Annotated in this window: 18 protein-coding genes, 1 pseudogene and 2 riboswitches; of the genes and pseudogenes, 12 read left to right on the forward strand and 7 right to left on the reverse strand. The window is 30.1% G+C overall.

The annotated features are described in order from the left end of the window. Positions 1–6: 6 nt before the first annotated feature. Both DWZ53_RS00390 and DWZ53_RS11410 read right to left on the reverse strand, forming a co-directional pair. Positions 7–648, reverse strand: a complete 642-nt coding sequence (locus DWZ53_RS00390; RefSeq protein ID WP_255415269.1) for an alpha/beta fold hydrolase — start codon at positions 646–648, stop codon at positions 7–9. Positions 649–653: 5 nt separating this feature from the next. Beyond that, entirely contained in the window at positions 654–932 is a 279-nt protein-coding gene (locus DWZ53_RS11410; protein ID WP_255415270.1) for a serine aminopeptidase domain-containing protein, read from the reverse strand. Between the two features lie 209 nt (positions 933–1,141). Between DWZ53_RS11410 and pnuC the strand changes: the two genes are divergently transcribed. The 3 genes from pnuC (at position 1,142) to DWZ53_RS00405 (ending at position 3,774) form a co-directional block, all read left to right on the forward strand. Further along, complete coding sequence (pnuC, locus tag DWZ53_RS00395) at positions 1,142–2,368, forward strand: nicotinamide riboside transporter PnuC (protein WP_118430889.1); 1,227 nt, start codon at positions 1,142–1,144, stop codon at positions 2,366–2,368. Between the two features lie 81 nt (positions 2,369–2,449). Continuing rightward, on the forward strand, positions 2,450–3,007 hold the full coding sequence (gene efp / locus DWZ53_RS00400; protein ID WP_118430891.1) for an elongation factor P: 558 nt from the start codon (positions 2,450–2,452) through the stop codon (positions 3,005–3,007). Positions 3,008–3,024: 17 nt separating this feature from the next. Next, a complete protein-coding gene (locus DWZ53_RS00405) occupies positions 3,025–3,774 on the forward strand; it encodes an SDR family NAD(P)-dependent oxidoreductase (protein WP_118430893.1) in 750 nt (249 codons plus the stop codon). Positions 3,775–3,800: 26 nt separating this feature from the next. On the opposite strand, the gene DWZ53_RS00410 is transcribed toward DWZ53_RS00405, so the two are convergent. Then, positions 3,801–5,060, reverse strand: a complete 1,260-nt coding sequence (locus DWZ53_RS00410; RefSeq protein ID WP_118430895.1) for a methionine gamma-lyase family protein — start codon at positions 5,058–5,060, stop codon at positions 3,801–3,803. A gap of 170 nt (positions 5,061–5,230) precedes the next feature. Between DWZ53_RS00410 and DWZ53_RS00415 the strand changes: the two are divergent. The 6 genes and pseudogenes from DWZ53_RS00415 to DWZ53_RS00440 all read left to right on the forward strand — a co-directional run bounded on the left by DWZ53_RS00415 (position 5,231) and on the right by DWZ53_RS00440 (position 10,088). After that, positions 5,231–6,094 (forward strand): annotated as a pseudogene (locus DWZ53_RS00415) (aldo/keto reductase). A gap of 1 nt (position 6,095) precedes the next feature. After that, positions 6,096–6,770 (forward strand): dihydrofolate reductase family protein, encoded by a 675-nt coding sequence (locus DWZ53_RS00420; RefSeq protein WP_118430897.1) that lies wholly within the window; start codon positions 6,096–6,098, stop codon positions 6,768–6,770. Between the two features lie 109 nt (positions 6,771–6,879). After that, positions 6,880–7,323: a MarR family winged helix-turn-helix transcriptional regulator gene (locus tag DWZ53_RS00425; protein WP_118430899.1), complete on the forward strand. Its 444-nt coding sequence runs from the start codon at positions 6,880–6,882 to the stop codon at positions 7,321–7,323. Continuing rightward, on the forward strand, positions 7,323–8,666 hold the full coding sequence (locus DWZ53_RS00430; RefSeq protein WP_118430901.1) for an MATE family efflux transporter: 1,344 nt from the start codon (positions 7,323–7,325) through the stop codon (positions 8,664–8,666). Before DWZ53_RS00425 ends, DWZ53_RS00430 begins: the two co-directional genes overlap by 1 nt. Positions 8,667–8,701: 35 nt before the next feature. Continuing rightward, positions 8,702–8,787: riboswitch (SAM riboswitch) on the forward strand. 80 nt (positions 8,788–8,867) lie between these two features. Next, positions 8,868–9,203, forward strand: coding sequence for a hypothetical protein (locus DWZ53_RS00435; RefSeq protein ID WP_118430903.1), 336 nt, complete (start codon positions 8,868–8,870; stop codon positions 9,201–9,203). A 588-nt stretch (positions 9,204–9,791) separates the two neighbouring features. Further along, on the forward strand, positions 9,792–10,088 hold the full coding sequence (locus DWZ53_RS00440) for an HIRAN domain-containing protein (protein WP_118430905.1): 297 nt from the start codon (positions 9,792–9,794) through the stop codon (positions 10,086–10,088). A gap of 53 nt (positions 10,089–10,141) precedes the next feature. On the opposite strand, the gene DWZ53_RS00445 is transcribed toward DWZ53_RS00440, so the two are convergent. After that, positions 10,142–11,140, reverse strand: a complete 999-nt coding sequence (locus DWZ53_RS00445) for a WYL domain-containing protein (RefSeq protein WP_118430907.1) — start codon at positions 11,138–11,140, stop codon at positions 10,142–10,144. A gap of 125 nt (positions 11,141–11,265) precedes the next feature. Between DWZ53_RS00445 and DWZ53_RS00450 the strand changes: the two genes are divergently transcribed. Further along, positions 11,266–12,150: a PIN domain-containing protein gene (locus tag DWZ53_RS00450; protein WP_118430909.1), complete on the forward strand. Its 885-nt coding sequence runs from the start codon at positions 11,266–11,268 to the stop codon at positions 12,148–12,150. Between the two features lie 11 nt (positions 12,151–12,161). On the opposite strand, the gene DWZ53_RS00455 is transcribed toward DWZ53_RS00450, so the two are convergent. From DWZ53_RS00455 to thiC, 3 genes are all read right to left on the reverse strand, one after another. Continuing rightward, on the reverse strand, positions 12,162–13,568 hold the full coding sequence (locus tag DWZ53_RS00455; protein ID WP_118430911.1) for a uracil-xanthine permease family protein: 1,407 nt from the start codon (positions 13,566–13,568) through the stop codon (positions 12,162–12,164). Between the two features lie 63 nt (positions 13,569–13,631). After that, entirely contained in the window at positions 13,632–14,279 is a 648-nt protein-coding gene (locus tag DWZ53_RS00460) for a hypothetical protein (protein ID WP_118430913.1), read from the reverse strand. Positions 14,280–14,339: 60 nt separating this feature from the next. After that, positions 14,340–15,650, reverse strand: a complete 1,311-nt coding sequence (gene thiC, locus DWZ53_RS00465; RefSeq protein ID WP_118430915.1) for a phosphomethylpyrimidine synthase ThiC — start codon at positions 15,648–15,650, stop codon at positions 14,340–14,342. A 55-nt stretch (positions 15,651–15,705) separates the two neighbouring features. After that, a riboswitch (TPP riboswitch) is annotated at positions 15,706–15,816 on the reverse strand. A gap of 149 nt (positions 15,817–15,965) precedes the next feature. Here thiC and DWZ53_RS00470 point away from each other — a divergent pair. Together DWZ53_RS00470 and DWZ53_RS00475 are read left to right on the forward strand one after the other, a co-directional pair. Then, entirely contained in the window at positions 15,966–16,937 is a 972-nt protein-coding gene (locus DWZ53_RS00470; protein WP_118430917.1) for a GGDEF domain-containing protein, read from the forward strand. 2 nt (positions 16,938–16,939) lie between these two features. Next, on the forward strand, positions 16,940–17,830 hold the full coding sequence (locus DWZ53_RS00475) for an ROK family protein (protein ID WP_118430919.1): 891 nt from the start codon (positions 16,940–16,942) through the stop codon (positions 17,828–17,830). The last annotated feature ends 42 nt before the right edge of the window (positions 17,831–17,872 follow it).

Here is a 17,872-nt window from a genome sequence, read left to right on the forward strand (position 1 = left end):
GAACACTCAAAATGAGCGTTCTTTTTGCCATTTTATAAGGGTATCACTCATATATTGATAGACAAGATGGTGATCATTTTCATTGAGTATTTCATGACGCATGTTGTCGAATAAATAAGATGTGACGTTTTGATAACCTTTTTCTTTCATGTAATAAACGGCTTCATTAAATCTTTTTTCATTTGTGATACAAGGGTCTTCTTTTCCGGCAATAAACAAAATAGGTAAAGATGGATTGTTTAAAGACCAGTTTTTAGAATGATAGGTTTTTCTAACTAATTTGAATAAAGTTTCAAAACCATTAGCACTAAAAGTAAAAAAACATAAAGGATTATTGTTGTATTGACTGACTACTTGTTTGTCGCTACATATCCAACTGTTGGGAACGTTTGAATCAAATTTTTTATTAAAGGATTGAAAACTTAATTTTTGAATCAATTGCGGACGATAATGATCACCTTTAATCAAGGAATAAAGATGACTCATAAAAATGCCAGTACCAGCAAGAGGATTATCACTAGGACTACCACAAACTATAAGTCCATCAATGTCATGGTCATATTGTTGAATATAACAGCGGACTACTAAAGATCCCATGCTATGACCGAAAAGATAAAGAGGAAGGTGAGGATAAAGTTGTTTGATCATAAGTGTCACTTGGTGTAGATCTTCAACAATACCAACACTACCATCTTGATAAAGTAACCTAAATCATCTCTATTTTTAACACTTTTACCATGACCGCGATGATCATGGATAACACATAAATAACCTTGATGAGCTAACTCGTTCATAAAGTCTAAATATCTTTCTTTATGTTCACACATTCCGTGAGAAATTTGAATAATGGCTTGAGGATGGTCATGACTTACTATCATGCCATCTAGAACCAAGCCATCATGATTTGATTTAATTTGAAAGTTTTTTTTCATTTTTATCACCTGTTTCGATTATACATAATCAAGATGAATATAAGAAGTAAATGCATATAGATTGTTAACTTGATTTATTTTTATTAAAATAACGTAAAAAATAGTGTATTTTGTATAAAAATTTATTATAATAATGAAGCATTCTGCAAAAAAATAAGTTACCAATCTTATTTTTTGTATTTTTGATGTAGTAGGGAGAGATTTATAGAATGATTCAATTTTTTAAGAAAAATATTGAACCAAATAAAAAGCTAAGACTTGCAGAAACGATTGTGCTGGTTTTACTTGCTATTTGTTCAATTGTTTCAATTTGTTATGGTCTTTTTGAAATCCATAGTGATGTTGGACATATTCAATATCTTCAAAGTGTACAGATGCAAAGAGATCAAGATGATGAAGATTATGATTCAGATAACACGGTATGTGAAGTGACATATAGAAAAGGTGATGAAAAGTTAGTTGTTTCTTATTCATATGAAGAATATGTTAAATTAAAAAATACATCAATCAAATCATATGAATATCAAACTGATAAGGGAAAAAAACTTTATTTTGACCATAAAGGTGTTAACCATCAAGAGGCTCAACATACATATAAAGAAGTTATGGCTGAAAAGACATTACCTATTTTTAACTTAGCAAGTTCGTCTTTTATTTTACTTTTATCAGTAGTTATCATGATGTTATTTTCTAGACAGTTTACAACTTATGAAAAATCATGGTTTATGACAATCATGGTTTTAGCTACGATTTTTTCAGTATTATTTCCAGAAGAGAGTGCAAATGGTGTAAATGGTATTCTTATCATGTTACTTTATTTGCTTGATACTTTCTTAAATATATTATGTGAGTTATTGATATCAAAACAATCTCGATATAATTTCTTGATTTCAGTATTAGTAGAAATTGTTGAAATTGTAATAAGTATTGTACTGATGTATCGTTTTGCTACGATGGTAGTAACATTATTCTTCTGGTTACCAATTGATATTATCAGTTATATTAACTGGTCTAAACATCGTGATGATGAAGAAGACGAGTTAACAATGGTCAGAAAATTAAAAGGTTACCAAGAAGTTCTTGTTATTATTGGAATTATTGTTTGGACAGTTGTTGTTGGTTACTTTATTAGTGGTTTAGATATCGCAACTGATTTTTATCATAATAAAACATTAGAAACATTTATTGTTTATATTGATGCTTGTGCTTCAGCAGTAGGTATTGCTAATGGATTATTTATTTTCTTTAGATTAAGAGAACAATGGATAGCATGGTATATTTGTGCTTTTCTTGAAGCGGTTATTAATGTTTTATCAGGACAATATGTTTTATTGATTTTAAAAATTGGTTACTTTACGAATACTACATATGGCTATATTAAATGGAGTAAATATATTAAAGAACATCAACAAAAAGAAAAAGTATCTTTATTTTAATTTGCAGTGACTTGAGAATAATGATATAAACTGTTACAATATAGCGTGTAAATTATTAAATAAAAAATAGGAGAGAGAATTATGGCAATTAGTGCAGGAGATTTTAGAACAGGATTAACTTTAATCGTTGATGGTGATCCTTGCCAAGTATTAGATTTTCAACATGTAAAACCTGGTAAAGGTGCAGCTATCTTAAAAACAAAAATGAGAAACTTAAAAACTGGAGCTATTCAAGAAAGAAACTTCAATGCTTCAACTAAATTTGATCAAGCTAATATTTCTAAAAAAGCAGCTCAATTTTCTTATGAAGCTGATTCAACATATTATTTTATGGATATGGAAACATATGATACATATGAATTAACTGAAGAACAAGTAGGATTTAATAAATATTTCATCGTTGAGGGTTCAGAAGTTTACTTAATGTTCTTTGAAGGATTATTATTATCAGTATCCGTTTCAGAAAAAGTTGAATTAACTGTAGTAGAAACTGATCCAGCTATCAAAGGAGCACCATCTAACCAAACTAAAGATGCTGTTACAGATACAGGTTTAACACTTAGAGTTCCTCAATTTATTGAACAAGGTGAAAAAATTGTAGTCTTTTCAGCTGATGGAAAATATGCAGGAAGAGCTTAATCAAGCTCTTTTTTATCATGAAAAATAAAGTTGTTTTGATTACTGGTGGTGCTCAGGGAATTGGAAAAGCCATTGCTTTAGAACTAGCTAAAAATCATTATGATATCGTTATTAATTATCTTACTTCAAAAAATGGAGCTTTAGCTTTAAAAGAACAGATTATCAAGGACTATGGTGTCAAATGTCTTATATTACAATGTGATGTTTCTAAAGAAAAAGATGTTGATCAAATGGTATCAATGATTGAAGAAAAATTAGATGGCGTTGATATTTTGATTAATAATGCAGCTATTGATTTATCAAATTTGTTTCATTTAAAAAATGCTGATGAATTTAGAAAAACATTAGATGTCAATGTAATAGGTGCTTATAATTGTGCCAAACGTGTTTATCGAAAGATGTTAGAAAAAGAATATGGTAGAATTATTAATATTTCTTCTACAAATGGTATTAATACTTATTATCCAATGTGTATTGATTACGATGCTTCTAAAGCAGCTTTAATTTCATTGACTCATAATTTGGCTTTTGAATTTGCCCCATATATTCATGTTAATTGTATTGCTCCTGGGTTTATAGGTACAGAAAATGAACTAGCGGGATATGATGAAGAGTTCTTGAAAGAAGAACAAGAAAAAATCATGGTTGAAAGATATGGAAAACCAGAAGAAGTAGCTTATCTTGTTAAATTCTTAATAAGCGATGAAGCAAATTATATTAATAATACAGTTATAAGAATTGATGGTGGACAAAAGGGAAGTGTATAAAAAAGAGATTTCAAAATGAAATCTCTTTATTTATTTTCTTTTTTCATATTAGTGAGTGCAAGTAAAATTGAAAGTTTACCATATTCAAGTGAAAGACCACCTTGCATATATAATGTATAAGGTTCAATTACCGGAGCATCAGCACTTAATTCAATGGTACTACCTTGAGTAAAACTACCACTTGCCATGACTTCATCAAAAGGATATCCAGGCATAGGAGCTGGTAAAACATGGACAAAAGAATCAATAGGACTTGATGATTGAATACCTTGAGTAAAATCAACAAGTTTTTCTTTTGTTCCTAATTCTAAAGTTTGAATGATATCTGTTCGTTGTTCGTTATAACGAGGTGATACATTTTTATAGCCCAATTTTTCTAGCATATAAGATGTAAAAATAGCAGTTTTTAATGCGTTTTTAACAGCATTAGGTGCCATAAAGATGCCTTTAAAGAAAGCATTGTTTAAATTAAAGTTTGCACCTAAATCTTTAGCAATACCTGGGGCTGTTAATCTTTCAGCAACGGCATAAATAAGATCTTCATTACCGGCTACATATCCACCAGTAGGAGCAATACCACCACCTAAGTTTTTCATTAATGAGCCAACAACAATATCAGCGCCTATGTCACCAGGTTCTCTTTTTTCGACTAACTCACCATAACAATTATCTACCATGATAATAACATCTTGGTTTACTTTTCTAATTTTAGTAATAACATGTTCAATTTTATCAAGTGTTAATGATAAACGATGAGAATAACCTCGCGATCTTTGAATCTCTACTAATTTAACATTATTTTCTTTTAATCGTTCAACGATTTTATCTTCATCAAATTCATTATTAATTAAATCTATTTGTTCGTAGTGTACACCGTGAGCTTTTAATGACTGACTAGAATTACCACTTAAACCTATCATTTCTTGTAAAGAATCATATGGTTCACCAGTAATTGAAATCATGGTATCACCATGTTTTAATAATGCTGATAATGTAAGAAATAAAGCATTTGTTCCAGACATAATTTGAGGTCTAACTAAAGCGTCTTGACATCCTAGAATAGAAGCAAATATCTTTTCTAGTTTATTTCTTCCTTCATCATAGTTACCATAACCATTTATATCAGTAAAATCAGAGTAAGATACTTGATTTTCAATAAATGCTGATAAGATTTTATTTGAATTATGTAAACAGATTTCATCTACTTCTTTATAAATATCTTTTAATTGTTCATCTGATTGATGAGCTAATGTTAATAAATCTTTATCTATTTGTTCTAATATCATAAAACGAATTCACTCCTTTAAATATTCCATACATTATTATACATGAAAAACTGTTAAAAGTTTAATGTTTATTTACTTTTAAACTGGTGAATATAAATATCGATGAAAACTATTGACATAAAGTTAACTTTAAGACTTAAGATGGTTCCAGATGAAAGGAGATTATATAAATGTATAATAAATATTTAACATTAAATAATGGTATTAAAGTACCACAATTAGGATTAGGTACTTGGTTTATTGATGATAATCAAGTTGCTACATCAATTAAAGCTGCAACACAACTAGGATATCGTCATTTTGATACAGCTCAAGCTTATGGCAATGAAAGAGGAATCGGAGAAGGAATCCGTACTTGTGGTGTTGCTAGAGAAGATTTGTTTGTTGTAAGTAAGGTAGCTGCTGAACATAAAACATATCAAGAAGCAAAAGATAGTATTGATCAAACATTAGAAACAATGGGACTTGATTATTTGGATATGATGATTACTCATAGCCCTCAACCTTGGGATAAAGTTAATCAAAGTGACGATCGTTATTTTGAGGGTAATCAAGAAGCGTTGAGAGCATTAGAAGATGCTTATAAAGAAGGTAAATAAAAAGCAATTGGGGTATCTAATTTTCAAAAAGAAGATATTGAAAATATTTTAAAAGCATGCAAGATTAAACCAATGGTCAATCAAATTTTACTTCACATTAGTAATACTCCATTAGATTTAGTAGACTATTGTAAAGAACAAGGTATTGTTGTAGAAGCGTATTCACCAATTGGTCATGGAGAAATTCTTAAAAAAAAAGAAATTCAAACAATGGCTGATAAATATGGTGTTTCAGTAGCTCAATTATGTATTCGTTATACCCTACAGTTAGGTACTATTTCTTTACCTAAAACAGCTAATCCTCAACATATGAAATCAAATAGTGATGTTGATTTTATGATTAGTGATGAAGATATGGAAACATTGAAACATTTTAAACATATAGAAAACTATGGCGAAAGCAGTTCTTTTCCTGTCTATGGAGGAAAACTATAGGATGAGTAAACCTTATATTATTTGCCATATGATGATGTCAGTTGATGGGCGTGTTGATTGTGCTATGACATCAAAATTACCTGGAGTAGAAGATTATTATCAAACTTTAGATGAACTTAATTTACCTACTACTGTTAGTGGAAGGGTAACAGCTGAATTAGAAATGGCTAATCCTGGATTCTTTAAACCAAAAAATCAAGAAATATTTGGTAAAAGCGGCTTTTCAAAGAAAGTTGATGCTCAAGGATATGAAGTTATTTTAGATACAAAAGGAAAACTTTTGTGGCCAAATGCATCTTCAATGAAAAAGCCATATCTTATTATTACAAGTGAAAGAGTATCAAAAGAATATTTAGATTATCTTGATCAACAAAATATTTCATGGATCGTATGTGGTCATGAACATATTGATTTAAAACAAGCTTGTGATATTTTATCTCGTGAGTTTCATGTAGAAAGAATGGGAATTGTAGGTGATCCTGCTATTAATACTTCATTTTTAGACCAAGGTTTATTAGATGAAATTAGTTTATTAATTGGTTCAGGAATTGATGGTAGAAAAGAAATGCCTTCCGTATTTGATGGATTAAAGATAGATCATGATTTAATTCATTTAAAATTATTAGATGTTAATCAATTTGATAGCGACGCCATCTGGCTTCGTTATCAAGTATAGGAGATATATTTATATCTTCTTTTTTTATTGAGATGAACCTTGACATTATCCTTTATTATCATATAATTACCTATGGTAATTAACATGGGTAACTATATAGGAGGATACAATGAACAGCGAGAAAGTTAAACAAATGTTAGATTCATTTTATATGGCAAAACGAATATTAGATTTATTGCCTCAACTACCACAAGGTGTTTTACCATCTTACATTCGATATTTAGAAGCAATCATTGAATTAGAACAACAAAATAAAAAAGTAAAAATTTCAGATGTAAGTGATTATTTAAATTTACCTCGTCCGGGTGTGACAAGAACAATTCATACAATGGAAGAAAAAGGTTTTTTAAAGAAAATAGCCGCCAAACATGATGGTCGTATTACATACATTACAGTTACATCCAAAGGGCAATACATCTTTGAAAAATTTAATCAAGAATATTTTAGTGATTTAGCAAAAAGTTTAGATTTTTTAAATGAAAAGGATATTGATTGTACAATAAAAACAATCAATGAATTTTATAAAGTTATGAATGAAAGGGGGAGAAAATAATGAATCAACAATCAGATTTTACACAAGGGAGTATTTTAAAAAAATTGGTTTCATTTATGATGCCTATTTTAGGAGCATTGATATTACAGGCTGCTTATGGTGCAGTTGATTTATTAGTTGTTGGTCACTTTGGGACAACTGCTGGTCTTTCTGCAGTATCAACAGGAAGTCAGGTTTTAAATTTAGTTACTTTTGTGATTACCCAATTTGCGATGGGTTTAACAGTTTTAATTGCAAGATATATAGGTGAAAAGAAACATGGTGCTATTGGATCTTTAATTGGTGGATCAACTCTTGTTTTCACTGCTGTTTCATTTATTTTGTTCGTTGTTATGATTGTTTTTGCTCGACCTATCTCTACACTCATGCAAGCACCACACGAAGCAATTACACTTACATCTCATTACGTTCGTATATGTGGAGCAGGGATTTTCTTTATTGTTGCATATAATCTTTTATCTGCTATTTTTAGAGGATTAGGAGATAGTAAATCTCCTTTACTATTTGTTATGGTAGCCTGTCTTGTTAATGTGGTGGGTGACTTGTTTTTGGTTGCAGTTTTAAAATTAGATGCATCGGGAGCAGCCATGGCTACTGTGTTTGCCCAAGCAGTCAGTGTTGTTTTTGCATTGTTATTGTTATTTAAAAGAGACTTACCTTTTACAATTACGAAACATGATTTTAAAATGAATTCTCATTGTATAAGAGCGTTAAAAATAGGATTACCTTTAGCTTTACAAGAATGTTTAACTCAAATTTCATTTTTAGCATTATGCGCTTTTGTTAATAGACTTGGATTAGAAGCTTCATCAGGTTATGGTGTGGCTTGTAAAGTGGTTAATTTTGCAATGTTAGTACCTAGTTCACTTATGCAGTCAATGGCTTCTTTTGTTGGTCAAAACGTTGGCGCTGGAGATGAAAAAAGAGCAAAACAAGCGATGTTTACCGGTATAAAAATAGGTTTAGTTATTGGTTTTGTCGTCTTTATATTTGTTTTCTTTAAAGGAAATCTATTAACTGGAATCTTTACTAATGAACAGGTTGTTATTAATAAAGGATATGACTATCTAAAAGGATTTGCTTTAGAAACTATTGTTACAGCGATTTTATTTAGTATGGTCGGATATTTCAATGGTCATGATCAAACATTATGGGTGATGGTTCAAGGTTTAGTACAAACCTTATTAGTGCGTTTACCATTAGCTTATTATATGTCTATTCAACCACATGCAAGTCTTACTTATATTGGTTTAGCTGCTCCAATTGCAACAATAGCGGGTATTGTTTTAAATGTTATCTTTTATATTTATCTAAATAAAAAACTAAATTTACAAAATTCATAACTTTACAATACATGATAAAAAGTATAAAATGAATTTACCTATAGAGAGTGTGTAAGAGACAAGCTCAATGATCACACAGCAACCTGCAATATGTAAGGTGCTAAAGCTTGAATGATGGGAAATGAATATATGAATTTCAATCTCATCATAACGATGGGATTGTTTTTTTATCCTCTTTATAGATTTAAGGAGGAAAGAAAGATGAATAATATAGAAAAAGTATTAAAAGAATTTGAAGGGAAAAGAGTTTGGTTTTATCTTAAAGATGATGTTCAAGCAAGATTTAAAGATGAACTTTTAAAATTACATGGACGATGGTTAGATGGCTCATTGTTAACTAAGCAACATCATTTATCTCATTTTATAGCTGTTCATGAAGACTATTGTATTGCTTTTATATCAGCCTATATCTGGGCGCATCCTTTATCTAAACAAGACAATAAGATCATTAAAATAGATTATCAAAAATTAATGAATCATCAAAATGATTATCAAATTATTAATGATCAATCAAAATATATTATTCTAAATGAATAAAACTAACAGACAATATGTAAAAAACAAACGAAATCATTGAATCCCTTATGACTTTTAAATATGATTATAGTTTAATCAAAATAATTCTTGGTGATAGTCAATCTCGTATCTTATTTATTATTAAATGACTAGAAATGTAAATATATACTTATTCTTGCTAGTTATACAAATTTTTTATTGTATATAAAAATACTAATGATTTAGATCTTATGATTAAATACGGTTCTCGAGAAACGCAATCAAGGGGATAATCGCAGATTTTTAATCTATCATGTTGAATTATTAAAAAAGCATTATAGTAAACAATTGTATCAAGACTTTTATCAATGCTTCTATACGATTTTAAAACAAGGTAAAAAGAGAGAAATATATCGCGATGCGTGTGTTTATGTAAAAGGCATTGCTCAACTTAACTAAGGAAAAGAATTAGTTGAAAAACTGGTAACAGAATTACAAGATTCATCCTATGCTAAATGTTCTGCATTATTTGATGAGATAAATAAAACAATAAAATACCGTCTTAAATAAGACGGTATTTTATTATCTGCCCAACTATAATACAAGTAATCAATGATAGGAGGGCTTACGATGAAGACGATATATTTTACTTTAACTGGTACAGGATATTATTTTGGACATCAATTTTTAGAAAAAGGAATGAAAGTGATACTAGTTAAAGAACCGGATAATGACTATGATAAAGAAGCCATTCAAGTAAAAATTGAAGGACTAGGGAAAATTGGTTATGTTGCAAATAGTCCAAGTACTGTTTTAGGGGAAACAATGTCAGCAGGGCGTATCTATGATAAAATAAGTGATCACGTTGAAGCTAAAGTATTGATTGTGACTGATAGAGGCATTATTTGTGAATTAAATTGTGAATAAGTGAATAATAAGTGAACAATGTGAATAACCGTCTGTATTAATAATATGGACGGTTATTCATTTAAAAAATGATTTTGTAAGAATTCTTTAAAACGATTTATTTGTTGTTGATTACCAGATATTTGAATTTGTCCACCAAAACCAATAATCCATGAATAAAAAGTGCTATTGATAATATGATTAACTTGCACACGATATAATTGATTGTTGATTTGAGTAGGGTGAATGTTTTTACCAAATTTATCAATCATATTTGAATAAACAGCAGGAGTAAAATCTAATTCTATCGGTTCTAAATGTCCTTCTCCATACATATAAGACATATGATTTATTTTTTCTTGGAAAGATTGTAGTTGAAAAGCATTGAATGAAACTGTGCTGTCTTTGACTATTTCTACATTTTTAACATAATCTAATCGATATTGAATGCAGTCATTGGGATTTTTAGCGCCTTGACAAAGTAAATAATATTCATTATTAGAGAAAATAGTATCAATTGGAGCGAGTTCGGTTTCTTTAAAAGGTTGTGCTGTATTTAAAGAAGGTTTGCAATATTGAAAACGTATCTTCTTTTTTTCGTGTATTGCTTTAACTATCATTTCTAATTCATTGTAGAAAACACTAGCATCTTCGTTTTTAACGACGTGTAAATTTAAGTTTTTACGAAAATAGGCTTGATAGTGAATACTGAACATATCTTGTATTCTTTTTTGATAATTTTCTTTAGTTTGTAAAGTGAAAAAATGAGAACTGTATACTAAATCTAAGATGGCCTTTGCTTCCATGATATCTAAACTTGTATTAACATAGTAAAAGTAAATATTTCTTCCTTCTTTATAAGAGACAATCACATCATCATGATAATATTGGTTATAGTTTTCTACAAATTTTTTGATGATCCGATAATCAATTTGAAAATCTTGGTCTAACTCATATATCTTTTCTTGAATATCTTTGACAGTTAAGGGGTGTTTTTCATCACTATATTTAATAATAATGTCAATAACTGCAATAAATTTAATATAAGAATCACTATTTTTATTTCTTTGCATTGCTTGTCCTCCTTTTTCTTTATACTACAATACTAAGAAATAAAAAACAATAATACCACCTTATATAAGATGGTATTGAAATGAGGGGATGAATATAATGATGTTGAAACAAAGGAGGAATAACAATGATATTTAAACGATTGATTAAACGATTTCAACATCGTCATATAAAAGAAATTATTTTAGTAGATAGTGAAAATGTGGGATATGAAATAGCAAAAAACATTCCTAAAACAACTTTAGTTTATATGTTTGTAAGTGATATTTATGTAAAAGATAAACTTATTGAATATACTCAATACAAAAATATAAAAATCATTGATATTTCTTCTATTAGAAGTCGTTTTTATACGAAGAATGCTATGGATTTTTGTTTAATGGCTAAATTGACAGAAACTGTTACTTGCTTTTCTAACAAAGTAAAAATTGTTGTATGCTCAAAAGATAAGGGCTATGATCCAGGTATCTATTTTTTAAAAGAACGTTATCAAGATATGGATATTTTAAGATATCCAGGTTCGCTTTATTTTTATTATTGTGATTTAAACGCTGATTTAGTAAAAATATTACAAAATACAACACATGAAGTGAGGGAACTTGTTTCTAGAAACAGTAATATGGAAACCCTCAAGATGCTTTTGCCTAAATCGCAAAGAAAAATATTTATTATAGAAGAATATACGAATCTTGTTGGTATGGTTAAAACCTATGTTGAATTAGATGTTTATACAATGCAATATGAAGTGCATTATTCAGGTAATCTTGTTTTGTCGACGAAGAGTAGGGACGAAGCATTTGAAGGTTTTTATCATTATCAAGAAAAATTACACCATATCTATGATAAATATCAAACGCATGAAAAATTTAAAAAATCTAATGAATTACAAATAAGACAATATATTGAAGAAGCTGATTTAAAGAAGTTACCGTTAGAACAATGTTTAATTAAACATTTAGGTGCAACTATAGGTCACCAAAAGTATGTGCAGTATAATCAAATAAGATGTTAAAAAAGCAGGAATTAACCTGCTTTGTCTTTCTTTTCTTTTGGTAATATCCAACTTAATATCAATGATACAACAAAGACCCCAGCAACAGCATTACCATTAAAGATATCACCGATTTCATGAGGAAATGCTGAAAAGAAGTTACCAGATGTTTGTGTTAATCCAACACCAATACAAAAGGCAAGAGAAATAATAATCATAGTGCGATCATCAAATTCAAGTGCTTTTAACATTTTAATTCCTTCAAACATAATTGATCCAAACATCATTACAGTACAACCACCCAATACTGCTTGTGGTAGCGAATTAAAGAAGGCACCTAATGGTGGGAAAAGAGATGCTAAAATTAAAATAAGCGCACCCATTAAAATTGTAAAACGATTGATAACACCGGTCATTGTTACTAAACCTACATTTTGACTGAATGATGTTAAGGGAATACAGCCAAAACATCCAGAAATCGTGCTTGAAAAACCATCAACAGCTAAAGAACCTTGTAGTTCTTCCGTTTTAATATCACGATTTAAGGCACCCGTACAAACGGCAGTTGTTGCACCCGTTGTTTCGGCTGCTGAAACTAAAAAAACAATGGCAATAGTTAAAAAGGCACCTAAATTAAATACTGGTGGGTGTTTTGTAAAGAAAGCCAGCTTAGGAATACTAAAATAACCAACTTGAGATATTGTTTTATTGATATTACTAAAATTAATAAGTGGAGCAATATTCATAACTGTAAAAATAATTGATAAAATATAACCACTTACTAAACCAACTAAGATGTTTAAATTTTTATATACACCTTTTAATTTATATCTTGAAATAAGACATACAATCATTGTAAAAAAACCAATGACAATATGATACCAAGCCCCAAAATCTTTAGCACCATTACCACCACCCCAGGAATTCATACCAACAGATAGTAATGATAAACCGATTGCTACAACAACACATCCTGAAACAACTGGAGTTAAAAATCTTTTCCAGTATTTGGCGCTAAGACCTACGAAGCCTTCAAAGATACCACCTAAGATAACGGCACCAATCATTCCTTCATAACCTAATTTAGAGTTTGTGCAAATAACAAGCAGACTACCTAAAAAAGTAAAACTTACTCCCATAACAATAGGAAGTTTAGATCCAATTTTCCAAACTGGATAAAGTTGCATAATTGTACCAATTCCAGCGACAAACATGGCGCATTGTAAAATTTGGGTGATTTCTGCACCTGTTAAATGTTGTCCGGTATTTCTTGTGATGGCTGCGCCACAAACAATTAATACAGGAGCTAAGTTTGAAACAAACATGGCTAAAACATGTTGTAACCCAAAAGGAATAGCTTTGCTTAAAGGAACTTTACCATTTAGCTTATAAATATTTTCTACGTGAGTAGAAGTAATCATTGTTTCTTTATTTTCCATATTCTCTCCTTATCGATAGGATTATAGCATACTTTTATTTTATAAATAAAGAAGATTATTTCGTCATTTGATATGATAGTCTAAGCCATCAAAACTTAAAATGGAAAAGTGTAGATAATAATGGATATAAATGATTTTCTTCTTTTTGTTTTTTAAAGTTAACTGATATTGATTAGTATCAATAATTTTATATGATTCTATTTTACCTAATAATTTTTCAACGATTTTAAGGTAGTCCTGTAAATTATCTTGTTTAGCTAATAGATAATCTACTTTGTTATCGAATATATAATGAAAATAGGGTGTTTTCTTTTGATAAATAAAGTAATCCGAGGTATCAATAAGGTCATAATCTTTATTTTTCAATACAATACAATTTACGTAGGACTTTGTAAAATATAGATAATTTGTTTGTTTAAATTGTATATAGAAAAAACCAGAAAGAATAATAGATATAATAAGACTTGAACAAAGAATTCGAGTATAGTGTTTTTTTACAAAAGGGAAAAGATAACTTAGGATAATAACAAAATAAAAGATGAAGACATTAAAATTGAAGATTGTTAGATAATGCCTTTTGTAAAAGGCGTAAATAAAAAAAGGCAAATAAACAATAAGAATAATATTGCCGTATTTATCATGAAGATAACAATATAAATCATCAAAAATGCTTCTTCTAAAAACCCATCTTCTTCTATATCTGTCTTTCATAAAAACACCCTCCTTAATCAAATTTTATAATGATTATAAAGAGGGTGTCAATGTCATGAGTTATAGTATATCAATGTAATCGCCAGCTAAAGCTTTGTTGATACTGCGTACGGCACAAAATTTACCACACATACTGCATGTATCACTGTGGTCTTCTTCTGGTAAACGACTATCTCGAATTGCTTTAGCGGTTTGTGGATCCAAAGCGCAGGCAAACTGTGCATTCCAGTCTAATTTTTGACGAGCAGTTGCCATTTTATCATCTTGATCTCTGGCTCCAGGAATCCCTTTAGCAATATCAGCTGCATGTGCTGCAATTTTTGAAGCAATGATTCCTTGTTTTGTGTCTTCAAGATTTGGCAAGGCTAGATGTTCGGCAGGAGTGACATAACATAAAAAGGCTGCACCACTCATTGCTGCTACTGCACCACCAATGGCTGCTGTAATATGATCATAGCCAGGAGCAATATCAGTAACAAGTGGTCCTAAAACATAGAAAGGTGCTCCCATACAAATGGTTTGTTGAATTTTCATGTTTGCAGCAATTTGATCTAATGGCATATGTCCTGGACCTTCAACCATGACTTGTACGTTATGATCCCAAGCTCTTTTTGTTAGTTCTCCTAAACGAACAAGTTCTTCTATTTGACATACATCACTGGCATCAGCTAAGCAACCTGGACGGCAAGCATCGCCCAAAGATATTGTAACATCATATTCTTCACAAATATCAAGAATTTCATCATAGTATTCATAAAAAGGATTCTCATTTCCTGTCATTGACATCCAAGCAAAAACAAGACTGCCTCCACGAGAAACAATATTCATTTTTCTTTTATGCTTTTTAATTTGTTCGATTGTTTTTTTAGTAATTCCACAATGAACAGTAACAAAGTCTACGCCATCTTGAGCATGCAAACGAATAACATCAATGAAATCTTTTGCTGTTAAAGTAGCTAAATCTCTTTGATAATGAATAACGCTATCATAAACTGGAACAGTACCAATCATAGCTGGGCATTCATTAACTAGTTTTTGTCTGAATGGTTGTGTATTTCCATGACTTGATAAATCCATGATGGCTTCTGCTCCCATATTAACGGCACTCATTACTTTTTCCATTTCAAGATCATAATCTTTACAATCTTTTGATATTCCTAAGTTAACATTAATTTTAGTTTTTAACATACTACCAATCCCTTCTGGATTAAGGCAATGATGCTTTTTATTGGCTGGAATGGCAATTTTTCCTTCAGAGACAAGTTGCATAATTTGTTCAACAGGTCTTTTTTCTTTTTTTGCGACAGCTTCTATTTCTGGAGTGATTATTCCTTTTCTCGCAGCATCCATTTGGGTTGTATATTTTTCCATTTTATCCTCCTTCTTCATGTAAACAAAAAGCAAGGCTACCAAAAGATAACCTTGCAAAACATTTTTGTTTGATCCCTCCGTTGGCATTATCCAAATCAGGTTATGGGTCGAAGTGAGATTACACTTCCTCTCAGCTAACATCTCGTTGGCTCCCCCTTGATATTTACATGTTTTCTATATTTTATCATGTGTTCTTTGGTTAATCAATTTATTATCGATGATATTATTTTTTTGTTATGGAAATACCTATTATTAACAAAAAGAAACGGTTTACATTTTAGCTTTTTAAAGATAAAATTATAATGGTGATGTGGAATGGAATTTGAAGAATTGTTTACGAAATTAAAGATGGATCCTAAACACTTAATTGAGACATTAGTGTGTGCAAAAGATCAAAGCGTTATTCTTTTTAAGAATACAAAAAGTGAAATTATTTATGTTAATGAACAGTTTTATAAAAAACACCCTCAATTTACTGATTGTCGAGATGATGTTATTGGAAAAACTGATTTTGATTTATTTCCTGGATCGGATCATGCAAAACAAGCATATGAAGACGAACAAAAAGTCATGCAAACAGGAAAGTCAATTAATTTAATTGAGACTGAGGGTAAAGATAGTCAAGGTAGAACAATGATTGCTCATACTAGAAAATATCCTTTAAAGGACGCTAATGGAAAAGTGGTAGGGGTTTTTGTTATTACCGAAGATATGACAAGTGATGTTGCTACTCTTAGAGAAAATCAGGAAAAAGCAAAGATTTTAACACAACTTAATATTGAGTTATCTCAAGAAAATGCAACGGACACTTTAAGTAAATTATATAATCGTCGTTTTATTCATGCTGAACTTGATCGTTTACAAGATGAATATGTCTCAAAAGGAACGCCATATTCTCTTATTTTAATGGATTTAGATCATTTTAAAAGTATTAATGATACATATGGACATAGTATAGGTGATGAAGTCATCCGCTATATAGGAAGTGTTTTAAATAATATTAAAAGACAGCGTTATCCTTCAATGGAAGGATGTCGTTATGGTGGTGATGAATTTTTAGTTATTCTACCTGCTTATGAAAAAGCAGGGGCTGTATCTATTGCTAAAGATATAAAAGAAGCGTTCGATAATTCGAAATTACATGTTGGAAAATTAAATCAAAAAATATCTGTTAGTATGGGTGTAGCGGGAATTAAAGATGATGAAACGATAGAAGTGGTATTGAATCGTTGTGATCAGCGCTTATATCACGCTAAAAACTCAGGAAGAAACCAAATAGGAGTATAAAAATGAATTATTTAGTCTTAGATGTTGGGGGTAGTTCAATCAAATATGCCCTGATAGATGAAAAATTGAATATTAAAAATAAAAACAGTGTGCCTACACCAATGGATACACTTGATCATTTTATTGAAACAATTGGTCAAATATATGACCAATACAAAGATCAAATAAAAGGAATGGCGTTAAGTATGCCTGGTGTTATTGATCCTCAAAGAGGTTATCAATATACAGGGGGTTCTTTACGATATATTGATAAATTAGAGACAGTTAAAGTTTTACAAAAAAGATGTCCTATTCAAATAACAATTGGAAATGATGCAAAATGTGCTGCTAATGCAGAAATTGGTTATGGTAATTTGCAAGATATTCAAGATGGTGCAGTTGTTATTTTAGGTACAGGAATAGGTGGTTGTTTAATTAAAGATCATCAAGTTCATACTGGACGCCATTTTAGTGCAGGAGAGTTTTCGTTTATCAAGACGAATGCAACTGATCCTTTAACATGGAATTGGGCTTGGTCTACACGTAATGGCATTCAAGGACTGTTAGAAAGAGTACAGGAGAGTTTACATACTGATGAACATTTAACAGGTATTGAAATTTTTGAAAAAGCAAACCAAGGCGATGAAAAGGTCATTGCTGGTATTGATGCTTTTGCAAAAGAAGTAGCTACACAAATTTATAATGTGCATATTATTTTCGATTGTGAGAAAGTAGCGATTGGTGGCGGAATTAGTGCACAACCATTACTCATTGATTTGATTCAAAAAAATTTAAATAATATTTTTGACCATTTAGGATTTGATATTGCGCGTCCTGAAATTGTTCCATGTCATTTTAGAAATGATGCTAATTTAATAGGTGCTTTATATCAACATCTACAAACATTTAAATAAATGACTCTGTGAGTCATTTTTCTTTATAATATTTTTTAATTG

Origin of the sequence: Coprobacillus sp. AF33-1AC (genome assembly GCF_003475785.1) — a bacterium.
GTDB lineage: Bacteria > Bacillota_I > Bacilli_A > Erysipelotrichales > Coprobacillaceae > Faecalibacillus.